This window comes from Vibrio coralliirubri, from assembly GCF_024347375.1.
Lineage (GTDB): Bacteria > Pseudomonadota > Gammaproteobacteria > Enterobacterales > Vibrionaceae > Vibrio > Vibrio coralliirubri.
The window spans coordinates 2495853-2511837 of record NZ_AP025470.1 but is presented as its reverse complement, the minus strand read 5'-3'; the positions used below and the strand labels follow the sequence as shown (position 1 = coordinate 2511837).

Annotated in this window: 13 protein-coding genes; 4 read left to right on the top strand and 9 right to left on the bottom strand. The window is 44.0% G+C overall.

What is annotated here, in order from left to right; genetic code table 11:
• The first annotated feature begins 229 nt into the window (after positions 1-229).
• The 3 genes from OCV20_RS11405 to OCV20_RS11395 all read left to right on the top strand — a co-directional run bounded on the left by OCV20_RS11405 (position 230) and on the right by OCV20_RS11395 (position 2965).
• Positions 230-721, top strand: a complete 492-nt coding sequence (locus OCV20_RS11405; RefSeq protein ID WP_086775022.1) for a VOC family protein — start codon at positions 230-232, stop codon at positions 719-721.
• 334 nt (positions 722-1055) lie between these two features.
• Complete coding sequence (locus OCV20_RS11400) at positions 1056-1481, top strand: septal ring lytic transglycosylase RlpA family protein (protein ID WP_086775021.1); 426 nt, start codon at positions 1056-1058, stop codon at positions 1479-1481.
• Positions 1482-1951: 470 nt separating this feature from the next.
• Entirely contained in the window at positions 1952-2965 is a 1014-nt protein-coding gene (locus tag OCV20_RS11395) for a manganese-dependent inorganic pyrophosphatase (protein WP_048609317.1), read from the top strand.
• Positions 2966-3159: 194 nt separating this feature from the next.
• Here OCV20_RS11395 and OCV20_RS11390 read toward each other — a convergent pair whose 3' ends face one another.
• The 3 genes from OCV20_RS11390 to OCV20_RS11380 all read right to left on the bottom strand — a co-directional run bounded on the left by OCV20_RS11390 (position 3160) and on the right by OCV20_RS11380 (position 7189).
• A complete protein-coding gene (locus tag OCV20_RS11390; RefSeq protein ID WP_086775020.1) occupies positions 3160-4047 on the bottom strand; it encodes an HNH endonuclease in 888 nt (295 codons plus the stop codon).
• Positions 4044-5624, bottom strand: a complete 1581-nt coding sequence (locus OCV20_RS11385) for an AAA family ATPase (RefSeq protein WP_086775019.1) — start codon at positions 5622-5624, stop codon at positions 4044-4046. The genes OCV20_RS11390 and OCV20_RS11385 overlap by 4 nt, the downstream gene beginning before the upstream one ends.
• A 668-nt stretch (positions 5625-6292) precedes the next feature.
• Positions 6293-7189 carry a LysR family transcriptional regulator gene (locus OCV20_RS11380; RefSeq protein ID WP_086775016.1) on the bottom strand — a complete coding sequence of 299 codons (897 nt, stop codon included), beginning with the start codon at positions 7187-7189 and terminating at the stop codon, positions 6293-6295.
• Between the two features lie 99 nt (positions 7190-7288).
• On the opposite strand from OCV20_RS11380, the gene OCV20_RS11375 reads away from it, so the two are divergent.
• Positions 7289-8173: an SMP-30/gluconolactonase/LRE family protein gene (locus OCV20_RS11375; protein WP_086775015.1), complete on the top strand. Its 885-nt coding sequence runs from the start codon at positions 7289-7291 to the stop codon at positions 8171-8173.
• Positions 8174-8285: 112 nt separating this feature from the next.
• On the opposite strand, the gene OCV20_RS11370 is transcribed toward OCV20_RS11375, so the two are convergent.
• From OCV20_RS11370 to OCV20_RS11345, 6 genes are all read right to left on the bottom strand, one after another.
• Entirely contained in the window at positions 8286-9179 is an 894-nt protein-coding gene (locus tag OCV20_RS11370; RefSeq protein WP_086775014.1) for a DMT family transporter, read from the bottom strand.
• Between the two features lie 136 nt (positions 9180-9315).
• Positions 9316-10335, bottom strand: a complete 1020-nt coding sequence (locus OCV20_RS11365; protein WP_086775013.1) for a helix-turn-helix domain-containing protein — start codon at positions 10333-10335, stop codon at positions 9316-9318.
• Between the two features lie 104 nt (positions 10336-10439).
• Positions 10440-11438, bottom strand: coding sequence for a DUF2860 family protein (locus OCV20_RS11360; protein ID WP_086775012.1), 999 nt, complete (start codon positions 11436-11438; stop codon positions 10440-10442).
• Between the two features lie 59 nt (positions 11439-11497).
• Positions 11498-13069: an amidase gene (locus OCV20_RS11355; RefSeq protein WP_086775011.1), complete on the bottom strand. Its 1572-nt coding sequence runs from the start codon at positions 13067-13069 to the stop codon at positions 11498-11500.
• Between the two features lie 186 nt (positions 13070-13255).
• Positions 13256-14500: a lipase family alpha/beta hydrolase gene (locus tag OCV20_RS11350; RefSeq protein WP_086775010.1), complete on the bottom strand. Its 1245-nt coding sequence runs from the start codon at positions 14498-14500 to the stop codon at positions 13256-13258.
• Positions 14501-14657: 157 nt separating this feature from the next.
• On the bottom strand, positions 14658-15920 hold the full coding sequence (locus OCV20_RS11345; protein ID WP_086775009.1) for a metal-dependent hydrolase family protein: 1263 nt from the start codon (positions 15918-15920) through the stop codon (positions 14658-14660).
• Positions 15921-15985: the final 65 nt, after the last annotated feature.

The window sequence follows — 15985 nt, the reverse complement described above, 5'->3', positions numbered from 1 at the left end:
GAACTAAGGATGTTTAACTAGAGCCACATGATATATGTGGCCCTGAACTTTAACTTATTGTGTGACGTGTTGGCATCTCACTTAATTTGGTAAATAACATAAAATTATCATTAATATAAATTATGATAATTTCAGTTAATCACCCTATCTCCATATACTCTCTCCATCGAAACGAAAGACCGAAGCAGTCTTCGAAAAATACAGAATTAAAGAGAATTTGGAGAAAGTTATGAAAATGAATCACGTAGGCATCATGGTTGGCGACATGGACCAAGCAGTCGAGTTTTACACGAAAGCTTTAGGTCTAAGAGTCGTAATGAACAACACCAAAGTGATGGAAGAGCGCGAATCAGCAATCGGCCGCATGTGTATCGCTGTGTTCGGTGAAGGCTTCAAAGGTTTCAACATTGCCCATCTAGTCACTTCAGATGGCATTGGTGTTGAGCTGTTCGAAATGAAAGAGCGCCAAGAGCGTCACGAAGTTGATTTCTCTCGCTTAGGTATCTTCCACTTCTGTCTGCAACTTCCAAAAGAGCAGTTTCATTCAGCGATTAAGCGTGTTGAAGAGTTTGGCGGTAAGGTTCGTATGGACATCATGCGTTACCACCCAGAAGACGAACTAAAACAAGCACAAATGGTTTACCTAGAAGACCCGTTTCGCAACCTGTTCGAATTCTACTCGCACACATACGAAGACACGTACGCGACTGACTACGAGTAATCGCGTTATCTACTTGTCATAAGGTAGAAAAACCGAAACATCCCCTAAAGAGGATTGGTAGAGATACCAATCCTTTTTTGTTTGTGTGCTTTTTAAGTGCTCCATCATATGGTGCGGTTAATAAAGCAACAGCTTTAAGGCATTGTTAAATTTGACGTTTTGAAGATAAAACCTTTCATGAATATGACTGAAGCGAGCGTGCTTCATGAAAATATTGCGGAGTCACATTGGAGATAGCCCTCGCTGAGAACTCACAATACTCAGCTTAATACTGCTGAACCGCACTACAATGAAAATAGATAAACATTACATAAAGAAGATCTACTCAAATAGCATGAAAAAACTAAACCTTATCTTTGCCGCTTTTCTTATTACTTTGCTTGCCGGATGCTCGTCACATGCAGCCGTCGATACTTCAAAAACAAAGGGCTATGCCAATTCACATGCGCTTGTGGGAGTGGCTTCTTGGTATGGCGATAAATTCCACGGAAAACTGACAGCAAGTGGTGAAACGTATAATAAAAATGTTTATACAGCCGCTCACAAAACCTTGCCATTTGGGACTATCGTAAGAGTGACCAATACAGCCAATAACAAGTCAGTCGATGTGAAAATTAATGATAGAGGCCCTTACGTAAAAGGCCGAGTGATTGACCTTTCGCACAAAGCATTTTCTCAAATTGGTGACGTCAAGAAAGGCGTAGCAACAGTCAAAATTGAGATCATTGATGACAGCAACACCTTTCGATACAAACACTAGAATCCCCTCCTAACCTCCCCTTGGCTTACATCTACGATCCATTACTAGTAGTGGGAAAGGGGAGGAACAAAACCTCGATACCGATGAATGAATAGCTCATTTATGCTTACTCAATAGGGCTGCTTTGTAGCCTTTTTTTGTCTTCTTCTAATCAAATTTTAATAAGATTATCTCATTTCTAGTATTCGGGTTGATGATGTTATGTGGTCAATAAATCAGTGTCTTAGCTTTCTTATCATTAGGGTTCATTGAAATTCATTGTGAAATAATGAAAAGCTGAACTAATCCCAAATTGGTTGTGGCGGGAGTGTAATAGAAAGGGGGGCTCAGTCCAAATTGACGGGGAGAAGAAGAGGGAAATTACATTTCGTTACTCACTGAAGTAAATCTGAAATATTGGTGACACGGTTCTGAAATTTTTGGTGTTTAGCTTATGGGGTTCTATATCGCATTCAAATAAGGAAATACCCGTGAAGCTAACCCCTGTCGTTGCAGCCGTAATTATGTCTTTCAGTTCAGCAAGTTTTGCTTTTAGCTTGCAACAATCTGCTAATGAAAACAGTGAAGATCTCGTATGGACAGGGCATCTAAGCCCAGACAGCGACACGGTAATGTCTGCGATGCTCGCGGCTCATATCTATGGTGGTACAGCGACAGTGCCAGAGCCGATTAATCCAGAATCCACCTTCATTTTGAACTACTGTAATGCAGAATCGCCACGCGTAGAGACAGATTACTCTTCATACCGCGTGGGGCTGGTGGATTTCAACCAAGTCACTCAGCTAGCGCCAACCATTGACCAATCATCGATTGTTGCTGTGGTTGATCATCACGCAATTGGTGGCTCACCGATTAACACACCACAAATTGTCGAAATGGATATTCGAGGTTGGGGATCGGCTGCCACTATTCTGGCTGATAACGCTGAAAAGCTGGATGTGACACTACCTAAGCACCTTGCTTGTGTCGGCTTAGGCGCGATTCTTTCTGACACTGTCGTATTCCAATCATCAACCACGACTGAGCATGATCGTGAGTACGCAGAGAAACTGGCAAAAGTTGCAGGCATTTCAGATATCGAAGATTTCGGCCAACAGATGCTGATTGCTAAGTCGGATCTCAGTCACCTTTCTTCTGAAACCATTCTGACGCTGGATTACAAAAACTTTAAATACGGTGGCAAACAGGTGGGTATTGGTGTCGCTGAAACGCTAACGGCTCAACAACTGATTGACCGTAAAGACGATCTTCTAGCAGCAATGAAGACTTACAAAGAAGAGAACGGGCTAGACCATCTGTTCTTCTCAATCACAGACACTAAGAATAAAGAAGCAAACTTACTTTGGGTAGATGAAAGCGACTATCAAGTGATTAAATCGGCTTTCAACGCTGAACCAACAAGCGACATGTTGACGTTAGAAGGCGTCACTTCGCGTAAGCGTCAGATTGGCCCTGCGGTACAAAAGGCAATTGAGAGCTTGTAAGTTTTAAGAGAGCTTTAGAAGGGATTGGTAGAGATACCAATCCCTTTTTGTTTTTGGGTGGTGTTGAATTGGGGTTGGACAATTCAGTTTTACCAGCCAAAACAGAGTGGCTTGGTGGCGATAAAAAAATGCGAGACTAGTCGGTAAGTAGGATTGCTTTTCACCATCTGAAGTGAAATTTCATGAGCAAAAAACTAAATCCCAAAGAACTCATTTGAATTAGCTAAACACTGGTACATAACTTTTTTCCAGTGGTTATTGAACTGGTCCGAGTCTATCATCGGTTGAAGATTTGCCTCGACAAAAGCATTTTTGATATCGATTGGCATTGCGTTGGGGCTAAACCTTAGAATCATATTTCTGAAAGCATTTTTCTGATCGATTACTTCACTAAGGTGTTTACCAGCTTCTAATCGATAGCGACTAGCTAAATCTAGATTCGTAAAATGGTTGTGTGCTCTGGCTTTATCTTCTTTACGCCACGTAACTGGACAACTTACATAGTAGCTAAGAGCACCCTCATCCTCATCAAGGTATTCTGCGAATACCCATTGCTCCTGAAAAAACATGTCTTTATCAATATATGGATGAATCGCTTGTTCTTCTTCGACAGTAGCGTAATTCTGCCCCTTCTCCCCCATATTACAATCGCGGCATGATGGGACTAGATTGAGAGGCATAATAGAGAACTCTGGGAAGTGAGCCTTGGGCAAAAAGTGATCAAGATTCTTGGTTTGTCCGATATCACCACAAAACGGACACCTTTCCCCTGAAGATATCAATAGCTCGTCATAGAAGCGCCTAGCAGGCTTTTCTTTATTTCTCAGATTGTTCTCGTATAGGTTAACCAGCTTTCGCTTAGTCAAATTCCCAACAACTTGAGTATCATTAGTCAATGGCGTCGTCTTAGGATAATGAAACAAATTGCCAGCCAAACTCAGACCCTGATACTGCGTTTCCTTTGATGAAAATATGGGTAAGTGGGCGACAAAGTTGGCTTTCACATGGACCTGGTCCATACCCTCAGAGCATTTCTCCAACATATCACCAAAAGTTATGTCGTGGGGTTGTAGTTTTTTCATTGAGTCTGACCTGAGTCTCTACTAAGGACCATAGCTTTCAATACAGTCCTCCCTTCCAAGCCAATCTGACTGCCGTATTGGGCCAAAATATCTTCATAAGAAAGGCCCGATTCAACAGAAGTAGCTAACAACGAATGATACCCCGAATTTTCAACTTCCAAGGAAAACACCTCTCGAGTGAGCACTCCAAGATTTTCTCCAAATGTTTCAATTTCTGGCCGTTGTACATTTATAGCTTCTCTAGAACGGTTTACCTTCCATACACAAGATTTAGGCACTTCTTGCAATACAACTGGAGAGTGCGTAGCTATTATAGCAACACCATTTTTCGCATAGAGTAATTCGCTCAAAGTCCGTAAAAAAGCAGCTAACAACGGGGGATGCAGATGCCCTTCTGGTTCATCGATCAAAATAAGTGACTTCTCACCAACCGTATCTACCAATCTAGTTACAGTAAATAAAACAATGGCGTGTCCAGAACTCATCCGAGAAAGGTACTTGTGAATATCCTGATAAAGCAGATCCCTGAACTCATTGCTATCGACCTGCGTATTGGCTGTCTTATCTCTAAGGGCAATATACCTAGTATTAAGGATACTAAGCCCCATATTTGAGAAGTTCTGATCGCTACTTAATTTTTCAATCGCTTTAAGCCACAGCGCTTTTTTGCTTTCTGCTCTCAAGCAACCAATCAAAGCGGATACAAACTCCAAGCGCAGATCATCGAGAGAGCTTAAGACCTGATTATTATGTTTATCTCTTAATCCGATATAGAAGTACTTTGTACCTTTGGCTGGGTCAGGTTGCTCTTGAGGCGGAGAAAAGGGGTCAAAAGCGCTAAATGATACAGATACCAACGAGCGAAAATACCCAGTGGGTATCCGTGACTCATTGAAGTAGTTGCTCTCGGTAAAAAATAGTTTGTCGTTATCTGGCCTTACAATGGCAGCTATCATACCATTTAATATCGTTGTCTTTCCGCAGCCATTACGACCAATAAAGGCGTGTATGTTTGTACTTGGGACTGAGTTGACCATCACCTTAAAAGGTACTCTCAAATCACAAAAGCCGTCCGCGCCACTACGTATAAAATTGAAGTTGAAATCTGAAAGCTCCGCAAAACCTTCTAATACCCTTGCAAACTGGCCATGAACTTCTGACAATGTTACGCCACGAAACAAGGAGGTGTTTAACACTTCTTCATCTTCAATATCAGGCAATCTAGCCGGCAGATAAACGATATCCTGCAAGGAATTTAAAATATGCTTCTTCAGCCTATCATCTAGCTTGTTCAGGTTCTTATAATATTCAACATTTTCCCCAACAGAGAAGTACTTGTCAGTGAGATGATCGAAACTCCCCCCTAGTGTAGAGTGTGTGCTGGTACTTATTGTTTGGCTCTTAAAGGCGATTTTCACATTACCAATGTCATGTAACGTGCCGTTCTGGTCAAACACCGTCATGTAAAACATTGTTACAAAAGAATAATCATTCCAAAAATCCACCTTCAGGTAAACGGTGCTTATACTGGTGGTAGGTAAGTGTACATTTCTATCCAAGACTACGAAGTTAATCATCACATCCCACCATAAAACGTACTGATGAAGCCTTTAACACGCTCAGTGAGTCGTGCAATAACCATATTGCGGTGAAGGAGGATAGGCGGCTTAGTCATTGTATTAATAATCTCTTCCCTATGCGGCTCATGAGTGTTTGCCACCAGTGGCACATAGTACTTTAAGTGACATATCGCTAATTTGAGCTAGGTCTTATAATAGTCCCATCGGTCAGAATGAGTAACCCATAAATTTTCTTATCTGTACTTATTGTCTAGAGTTGACATCCTGTGAGGCTTATTACCCAAAGCCATTCCAGATTAGGAATAGTATCTAGGTCAATTGGGGTATCTAACACGCAATGGGGCAACCCCGTGTTGGTCCAACCTTAAACTCTTTCCTAACCTCCCTTAATCTGCATCTTCGATCCATCGTGGTTTGTAGAAAGAGGAGGCACAGAATACCGATCGTTACGTGCGCAGTTATATATTCAGCGCCAAAGAAGATTCTCCCCCTCGATCGTCAATCTAGAGGGGGTGATGAACTCAACTTGAGGGGGAGTTAGAGGGGGAGGGTGTTTCAAAACATGCGAAAACACGGCAGCCAATCAGTTATCGAAAGCAGTGTGATTGAGCCTGATATAAATGGAACGTACATGCATTCAAATTGAAGATTCGCCGTTCTAAGACTCACAACGTATAAGCGTTATTCGATTCCAACCACTCTTTTACCGCTCGGTTAAAAGTGACCAACTTCTGCGGTGTTACCCTTCTTTGAGCATAGATAAGGCTTAGCTTTTGGGCTTTTATCGACCATTCTGGAAACACGTGAATAAGCACACCTTGTTTGAGCTGCTCTTCAACTTGATAGAACGGCAAGCTGGCGACACCTATCCCTTGCATCGCTAACTCTAAAATTGAACTGTAGGTATTCGAGCTAACGCTTCCGGTTACTTCAACATGGTAGGTTTGCTCACCATTGATCAACTCCAGCTGATTCCAACGTTCATTTTGACTGTTAAGAATGAAGCTGCATTTATGGATGTCTTTAGTGGTGGCAAGTGGGTTAGTCGATGCGTAACCCGCACTGCAAACGAGAACATTGCGGATATGCCCGAGATCGTTGGCAATCACATCATTAGGCAGTTCATCGTAGGCTCGAAAAGCAATGTCAAAGTCGCCAGACTCGATCTTCTTTTTCATCGGCCCAAAGTCGAGAATCAAATCCACTTTTGGGTACTCTTGCTTGAAAGTAGGGATGATATGACGACAAAGCGCACGCCCAAACTCTATCGGTGCGGTAATTTTTAAATCGCCTGCCACTTCCTGCGTCATGTCTAAGACACGCATTTCCGCTTCGATTGCTAATAGTTGAATTTGCTTCGCTTTCGAATACAACTCTTCGCCCACTTCCGTGAGGCTGATAGAACGAGTCGTTCTGTGAAACAGCTTAGAATTCAATGTTTCTTCGAGTCGTTGTACATGCCGAGACACCAAACCTTTTGACACATCCAATACTTCAGCGGCCTTGGTGAAGCTTTGCTCTTCGGCGACAGTCAAGAAGGTCTGCATATAAATCAAATTCATCATTAACACTATTTAGTAAACAGTGAAGTCATTTTGTACTGTTTTTCTCACTCCTTCAAGAAACTAAGATTCAAAACGTAAACAAAAAGGAGAAGAACAATGAACAAATTACTACTTATTACCGCTGCAATGGCTGCCTCTATGAATGTTTCAGCTGCCTCTGTTGTAGAAAGCAACCCAACATTGGTTGGAGACTCATTCGGCTTTGTTGAAGGCCCAACATGGGATGTGGAACATCAACGTTTCTTGTTTAGCGATATTCCAAATAACACAACCTATTCTTACGATCTTAACGGCAAGTTGAGCGTTTTTGATGACAATTCTGGCTATGCCAATGGTCTCGATATTGATGCCAAAGGCAACCTGTGGGCTGCCCGCCATGATAGAAAGCTGTCGTACCGTGAGGGCAACGGAGAGAAAGTGATTGTCGCTGCAACGTATAACGGCAAACTGCTTAATAGCCCTAACGATTTAACCGTTAACAGCGATGGCAGCGTGTGGTTTACCGATCCTCCGTTTGGTATCCAAGGTTACGGCCCAGCAAAGGCAGAACCAGAGCAACCGGTTAATGGCGTTTATCGTTACCTAGATGGTGACCTAAAGCTGATCACGGGAGAGTTCAAGTTACCAAACGGCATCGCTTTTTCTTCTGATGAATCTTCGTTATACGTTGCCGACACATCTGATGGCTGGGTATACCGATTTGATGTTGATGGACAGTCACTCAGCAATAAGACGCAGTTTGCCCAGGTGAAGGCGGAGTCTGGCTCTGAACCTATGGTTGATGGTGTCGCTGTTGATGCCGATGACAACCTATTTGTTGCAGCGCACGGTGGCGTGGGTGTGTTCGATAAAGACGGTAAGCAGATTGACTTCATTGCTATTGATGCGGGCCATATCAGCAACCTAGAAATTGGCGGGAAACAGCAAGAGTTACTGATGGTAACGGCATACAACAAAGTGTTGGTGTTCAAGCTTAAGTAACACCTTACACAAACGAAAAGAAAAAGGGACGGGTAGAAATACCAGTCCCTTTTCTCATTTGAATATGTCGAAAGTGGGTTAGCTCGATGCGCTGTAATGATGTAGCCGATGATTAAGGCTTAGGCTGATTGGCTTCTATATCTAGGGCCGATTGATTTGGCCTGCTGAAGTACTTCTTCCATTTTATTGGCATCATAGGAATGACGATCAGGCTGATGCCGACAAGGGTCAACATGTCTGGAATCTCGTCAAACCACATCACGCCAAATAGGGTCACAAACACCAACCCCGAGTATTCCGCGAGAGCAATTTGGTTTGCTGGCGCTTTTTTATAAGCCACCACCACAAGGGCATGGTATCCCAGAACGAATAGGTTGATTGCCATAATCCATCCAACATGACGCCATTCAATCGCCGCCCATGCAGGCAGAGCAAGAGCCAATGCCAGCGGCAGAGTCATCACACTGGTCCAAAATAGTGTCGAGATAATGTGTTGTTCTGCGTGAAGACGTTTAATCAAAATGTTGCCGACGCCCATCGCGAGCGCACTGCCTAAGCCTGCAATAGCGGCCCAGTGAAATTGCTCTGGACGCAACACGATTAACACACCCACGAAGCCAATCAATGTCGCGACCACTTTTGATGACGTCGGTTTCTCTTTCAATAAAACAATAGAAAGCGGGAGCATGAGAATGGGCCCAACATAGAACATCGCGTTTGCGGTCGCCAAGGTGAGGTGTGTGATGGCAATCATTGCGCAGCCGCTGCCCACCAGGATGAATTGGGCCCGCAAGAAGTTGATGCGACAACCACCTTGCATGCGCGTCTCTTTGGGGAGCTTTAGCCAAAAAGGAAGCAGCAACATCACGCTCAATAGCTGACGGATAAACACATATTGGAACGTGGGCACTTCACCGTTCAGCACTTTGAGTGAGACGTCTGAAAAGGAGGCGAGCAGGTTTGCGAATACTAAGAGCAAAATCGCGTGGTTGGTGGCTTTGGTCATACAGAAACGGTGCTACATATTTGTCATACAATTATGGGCGCACATAATACATGAGAATCGAAAATATGTAAGAACAAAAAACCAAGTAAGAACAATGTCGTTCGATGCTTAGTGATATGGGGTGCGAGATCTGCTATTACGACCTGAGTTCAGTAGGAGAGTGCCCAGTCCAGTTTTTGAATGCTCGACTGAATGCGCTCGAGTCGGAGAAGCCAAGTTCGTAAGCTACATAGGTAATATTGCCGTCGTTCTGATTCAGTAGCGTCATGCTCAGCTCAAGTCGGTATTTATCGAACAAACGACGAAAACTCACACCTTGTTGTTTAAGTTTACGATTCAGGGTTCGAGGGCTGATGTGAAGATTGTTCGCCACGCTATCTAGGTTGGTGTCTTTCACCTCGAGCACCTTGAACGTTTCATTCACTTTGTAGATTAGGTTAGTTTTTAATGTTTTTTCCATCTGTTGATCGGCGATTCGTACTAACTCTTCATGAAAGCCAGCTTGGAATTGGCGAGGTTTCGCTTGGACAAGATCGTTAGGAAATAGGAGGTAGCGGGCGGGGAAGCCCTCCTTCATTTCAACATTAAAGACACGCTCATAGATGCTCAAGAACTCATCACCGATGGTGTTCTTGTGGATGTGAATGGCGAGCTTTTGATTCGGCGCATTAAGGTACCTGCGAACGAGCTTGATCATAATACTGAAATAGAGCCCCAAGCTGATGTGTGTCATCAGTGTGGTTTCGTCAATGTACTCGGGTGTGACGCCCCAAAGCTCAACTTCACCATTTTCTGTTTCACGGCTGAAAATTTTCAGTAATGGATGTATATGAATGGAGTATCGACTCAGCAGTTGGCAAAAGCTGGCGAGATCTGGCGCGGTGAGCATGGCCATTACCGGCGCGCCCATTTCAAGCTCATCGAAGTAGCGAGCAGATTCATCAAATAGGTCGATCAGTTCATGATCAAAGCGTTGGTAGATATTGGTGATGGCGGTTTGAAGCTGATAAGCCGAGATCGATTCGGCGGAGCAAAGTTGTTTATAGACCTCTGCTCCCGACCAGATATCGCTGCTGTCTCCAATTCTAGCCTGAATAGCAGAATCTAAAGTTTTAAACCAAAATATGGGTAATTGAGTACTAAAACTTTCCACCATAACTCCCTGTTATTGCTGGCGATTGAAGAGTGTTCTTCTCGGTAATATGTCCAAATTAAAGGATTTGTTTACGGGTTACAAGTAATGAAAATCTCAGTTCAACCTTAGAATTTGTAATCAACACCGACTGAAACCACATATTGTGATGATTGGTAATACTCAATGTTTGAATTCGTTGTCTTCGCGCCGAGTAGTGACACCAGAGACCAGTTTTTAGCCTCAAAGATATTGGCATATTCATAAGCAACGAAGGCGCCAAAGTCTTTGTCTTCACGTGTCTTATTAAAGATTGGATTCTCTTTATCATAGCTGCGTTTTGCTGCATTGAGTGTTAAAGCAAGACCATGATTTCCGTATCTTTTCGCTAGGTTAATTTCCGCGCCAAGGCTCAAGAACGACAGTGCATCACCCTCAGAATCTGAAGAGAAAACATTCATTGAAGGTGTGAGAATGCCTGACCCGTCTTTCAAGAAGTACTGGTAACCAGACTTGAGATAAAAGTACTTTCGTTCTCGAATCATCAATGCGCGCTCTTCTTCGGTTAAACCAAGCCCTTTAAGGCCGGTGTTTTCTTTTTTAACGTCTGACTCACCAGAAGCAACATCGAGATTGAAGTTTGAACCCATTATTCTTGAAAGCTGCATTCGAACCACAGTGCCAGTGAGGTCGGTTTCTTTCCTATTTGAGTCAATAGCATAAGGGTCATCCCACACTTCGCCAGATATCAGAGTCGGCAAGATAGAAAAATCGACCACCATGCCGCTTTCCACTTGCTGCCTATATCCAACTTCAAATGCCAGCGTACCAGTGATGATGTCGTCTCTTGAGGTACCTAAGAAAAACTGTTTGTGATTCAAAGCGCCAAAGGTGTATTGCACCGAACCCAAAACCGCGACCATTCCCTCGGCTTCCGTGTTACCCGACGACGTTAAATCAGCTTGAGATTGATGGTTGCTTTGACCAACATCGAGGTTACTTGAGTTTGCGGTGAAGCCAGTTAGGAAGGTCATGTTGCCACTGAAGCCTTCGCTTGGTGCTAGAGCTGCGAATGAGTGTGGCGCAAGCGTCAGGCTTGCCAAGAATAGGAAAATAATATGTTTCATCAAAAGACTCGTACTTAAATGGTTTTCTAAATTGAACTGTTTTGAAAGTGAATTGCTTTTTAAAGCGCAATCGGGGCTTTTCTGTTTGCCCAAGGCTTGGCGTGTTCTAGTTGATAGGCCAATTCAAATAGCAGGCGGTCGTTGCCTCTTGCTGCGGAAAAGTGGCTACCAACAGGAAGGTTCTGCTTGTTCCAATACAAGGGAACCGACATCGCCGGATTGCCAGCCACGTTTTCGATTGGCGTGTAGGACATCAATTTTTCTGAACGTGCCCATATCTCTTTGCCGGAGTGCGCTTTCTGGTCGAAATATGCGATGTCCAAAGGAACATGGTTTGCACAAGGGGTGAGCCATATATCGATGTTTTTAAAGAACTCTCGGTTATGACTGGTTGCGAAGTTTTGGCATCGCTCTTGAGAGTCGATATACAAGCTAGGAGTGGCTTTTAAGCGTGCTTGCATCGTACGAGCTAAATAGACGACGTTGTCGCTCACTTTGTCTGGCATCGATTCTAGCGGCATCCCCAAGCGGTCGAATTGCTCAGCAAAGCTTGCCATCTTGTTGCCAAATACGCCCATGTAGTTACGCATGAACACATCGCCATTTTTGATTGGTTGTTCAACTTCGATAACGATATGCCCAAGGCTTTCGAGCAAAGAGACCGTAGAACGAATGGCTGCGAGCGTATCTTCATCAGGAAGCCTGCCGTGGATATCTTTGAGGGTGACGCCAATCTTTATCTGACGGTTAAGAGAAGCATTAACCATTCCTATTGGGGTTCGAGGAAAAGGCGTCTCAAAGTTATTTTTTGTATGATGCTCTGTGACTGAAACTGCCAAAGCCGCGTCACGAACGGTTCTCGACATAAACGATTGATGGGTAAAACCTTCGTTTGTTGAGCCGTCAGTTAGCCCTGAGATCAAAGATTCTCGACTTGGTTTAAAGCCAAAAATACCAGTTGCTGAAGCAGGCATGCGAGAAGAACCGCCGCCATCAGTAGAGTGCACTAAGGGTACATAGCCAGCTGCAATCGCCGCTGCGCCACCGCCAGTTGATGAGTGAACACCTCGGCTTAGATCCCATGGGTTGCGCGTCGCGCCATAAAGGGGGTTCTGGGTGCAGCCTAGTGTCATCATCTCAGGGATGTTCGTCATGCCAATGGTGTTCAGCCCTGCATTTTGAGTCGCACGAATAAACCAAGAGGTCGCATTAGGTTTTCTGCCTTGGTTTAGCTTCGAACCCAGGGTGCATTCAAGCCCAACAACATCAACGCAGTCTTTCACCAAGAAAGGCACGCCAGCAAAGGGTGAGTTCGGGTTAAATGAGTTTGCTCGCTCTAGCGCTAAGTCAAAGCACTCAGAAACAACCGCATTAACTTGATCGTTGGTCTGGCGAATTTTATAGATAGCTTCTTGCACGAACTCTTTTGGCGAGGCTTTTTTGTCTCTTATCAGATTCGCCATCTCAGTCGCATCCAGTGGCGAGTCAACGGTTTGGTGATCTGAAGGCAAATTGGTTGGCGAAGTTGGTGTTGCATTCGCTAAGGTAGGCAGAGAGATAGCCGCAGCAGAAACTGCACCTTTCCCCATAACTTTGAAAAAATCTCTGCGTTTTAATTCATTGATAGTCATCGTTTCTATCCCAAGTTAGAAAGTCACTATCCTTGTTTCGAAACCTAGCTCGCTAGGCTTAGCGTCACTCCGTGTGCTGATTTATGGGAGTAGAATAAAGATTGGCGTGTTGGCGTGCAGTGCAAATACCGCCAATGTTCATACCATTCACGCCAACTGGTTTGTCGGGTTATGTATAGGGAGGGGTTATTGCTCTGCTGCTAGCCAAAAGCTCGACAGGTCTTCAAACAGATCATCATTATCTAAAATACTGAGATGGTTTTCGTTGTAACCACGAATTTGGTCGGCGTTCAATTGAGCGGGGCGTGATAACTGGCTTGATAAATTGATGACGCCATCGTTACTGTTGGTATTAAACAGATCACCCGAGTTATAACCAAAGGCTAAAAAGTGGGGAATGTGGATTTGATTGTTTTCAACAAATAAGTCGCTAATAAATTGGCCGTCTGGGTTTAAGTCAACCCAAGCAGGCATTACCACGGGAGAGTATTCCACCCCTTGCTTAGCTGACTCGACACCACCAAACGGCGAAGAGATGGTGGTTACGCTGCTAATAAAATCACATAACTGCCCAATGCGACACTGACGAATACTGTTAGTCACGATCAAGCCACCCATACTGTGGGCAACAACATGCAACTGTTGGATCTTATATTCAGTCACAACTGTATGGAATAGGTTATTTAAGCCTTTCGAATTCAAAGACAGAGACAGACCTGAAGGGTAGTTAAACACCCATATTTGGTATTTAGATTGGTCCACTTTTTCAATGAGAGGGGCGAAATCTAAAGCCGTTGAATTGATTCCATGTACGAATAGGATTGGGATTTTATTTGGGTCATATTCAGATAGAAAATAGAGCCCAGCATTATCTTCAAGTAAGAAGGTCAGCGGCTGCCACATGCCAAGCTTTGCATTTCTTTTCTCAAAGGGAGAATCTGTTAAATTCACCACGGTGCCTATATCGACGAGGTCTAACTCTATTTTCAATAGTGAGGACAATGAACGATCAACAAACGCTCTTGGGGCATCACTCTCATTAATGGTAAGTGATACTTCGATTGTCGATTTGTCTTTGTGATCGCGCAGGTTAACCACACTGAATGCTTCATCAGCTTGTAGGGTTAGGTCTTGATTCTTATCTTCAAAGATAAGTAGGTAGTGGATGTTATTCGATACATGTAAGTGAATACTGTCACTGTCTATAATGCCATCGTAGCCATCAACCTCGCCTTTGTTAATGTCTTTGATTTGTTCAATCACCACGGCAGAACGGGAGGCCGGTTGATTCAAGATAACCATGTATTGATTGGTTATGGAGTCGATGGCTTGTATCTCATTAGATAGGTTTCTAAAGTTACCGCACCCTGACAGCAGTGAACTGAGTAATAGCACTGTGCTGAGTAGGCGTGCAGTAAGTAATAGCTTCATTCTAATTTCATCCTTAAATCAACTCGTTCCATCATTGAATCAATAGTCTGTGTTTAATAGTAGCAATAAAACAGCGCTTAACAAAAAGGCAAGCAAGCTACTAGAAAGGTCGCTTGCTTACCTTGGAGGTTTAGTTACTCAGTGAGTAATTTGAGCACTAAAGCGTGTTTTTATACACCTTACCGTCTTTCATGATCAGTTTTTGTGTCTCTGTGTTCGCCACACACGCAACACTTTCCAGTGGGTTGCCATCGATGATCAATAGGTCGGCATACGCGCCTTCAACGATCTGACCTAACTTGCCTTCTTGGTATGGGTGTTGATAGGTCGACATCTCGAACAAGCGTCCACAGTTTGATGTCGCCATGCGAAGTGCGGTGATGGTATCGAATACTTGCTCAATCGCACCAAGTTCATTCAATTGTGTCGCATGAACGTTGGTTTCACCCACACAGTCAGTACCAAAAGCAATGTTCTGAATGTCGTATTTCTTAATCAGTTCTGCTGACTTGAACATCGCTTTACCTACGCGTTCTGTTTTGCGGTATGTCTCTTCGTTTGGCAGTGGGATCTTACGCTCTGCAATCAATGAAGAGGTAAAGTAAGAAGGAATAACCCAAATGCCTTTGTCTTTAATTATCTCGGCAATGTCGTCGTCCATGATGGTCGCGTGTTCGAATGACATCACGCCCGCTTCAGCTGCTCGACGCATCGCATCTGAAGTGTGGATGTGCGCAGCAACATAAGTACCGTAATCGGAAGCGGCATCAACCGCCGCTTTCATCTCTTCAGATGTGAATTGCAATGTGTCTAGCGGATCAAACGTTGAAGAAGCGCCACCACCCGCCATGATCTTGATTTGAGAAGCGCCCATAAACAGCTGTTCGCGAACCGCTTTTAAGACTTCTGAACGACCATCTGCCACTTTCATTGCACCAAGCTTCATCATTGGTGAATCTTCATGCCCGTTAGCTAAACGCTCTTGCGCTTGGTTTTGACGGTAATCGGAATGACCACAGGTTTGCGAGATAGCCGCCATCGAAGGAAGAATGCGTGGGCCAGTGGCATAGCCGTTGTCGATACTGTTTTTAAGGCCAAGCGTATTACCCGCCACATCGCGAATGGTAGTAAAGCCACGCATCAGCATCTCTTCTGAAATCTTTGCTGAGCGAATCGCCACTTCTTCACGCGTCATGGTATCAATGATATTGAATGGTGCAGATAAAGTGATATGAACGTGCGCATCAATCAGGCCTGGCATGACTGTACCGCCTTGAGCATCAATCGTTTCATCGGCAATCGTTGGGTCAATCTCTCCAATCTGAGTGATCAAGTTATCTTCGATGAGGATTGATACGTTATCGATTAAGTTGTTATCAACACCGTTAAATACGTTCGCGTTAGTGATTAGCTTTTTCATAGTCTGCACCTTTTGGAAATGAGTGTGTGTCGCTGATGGAGTCATCTTATGGGGCGCAGCATTTG

Coding starts and splice junctions, on each gene's coding strand:
- OCV20_RS11405 (WP_086775022.1), top strand. CDS start 230: ATGAAAATGAATCACGTAGGCATCATGGTTGGCGACATGGACCAAGCA.
- OCV20_RS11400 (WP_086775021.1), top strand. CDS start 1,056: ATGAAAAAACTAAACCTTATCTTTGCCGCTTTTCTTATTACTTTGCTT.
- OCV20_RS11390 (WP_086775020.1), bottom strand. CDS start 4,047: ATGAAAAAACTACAACCCCACGACATAACTTTTGGTGATATGTTGGAG.
- OCV20_RS11385 (WP_086775019.1), bottom strand. CDS start 5,624: ATGATTAACTTCGTAGTCTTGGATAGAAATGTACACTTACCTACCACC.
- OCV20_RS11380 (WP_086775016.1), bottom strand. CDS start 7,189: ATGAATTTGATTTATATGCAGACCTTCTTGACTGTCGCCGAAGAGCAA.
- OCV20_RS11375 (WP_086775015.1), top strand. CDS start 7,289: ATGAACAAATTACTACTTATTACCGCTGCAATGGCTGCCTCTATGAAT.
- OCV20_RS11370 (WP_086775014.1), bottom strand. CDS start 9,179: ATGACCAAAGCCACCAACCACGCGATTTTGCTCTTAGTATTCGCAAAC.
- OCV20_RS11365 (WP_086775013.1), bottom strand. CDS start 10,335: ATGGTGGAAAGTTTTAGTACTCAATTACCCATATTTTGGTTTAAAACT.
- OCV20_RS11360 (WP_086775012.1), bottom strand. CDS start 11,438: ATGAAACATATTATTTTCCTATTCTTGGCAAGCCTGACGCTTGCGCCA.
- OCV20_RS11355 (WP_086775011.1), bottom strand. CDS start 13,069: ATGACTATCAATGAATTAAAACGCAGAGATTTTTTCAAAGTTATGGGG.
- OCV20_RS11350 (WP_086775010.1), bottom strand. CDS start 14,500: ATGAAGCTATTACTTACTGCACGCCTACTCAGCACAGTGCTATTACTC.
- OCV20_RS11345 (WP_086775009.1), bottom strand. CDS start 15,920: ATGAAAAAGCTAATCACTAACGCGAACGTATTTAACGGTGTTGATAAC.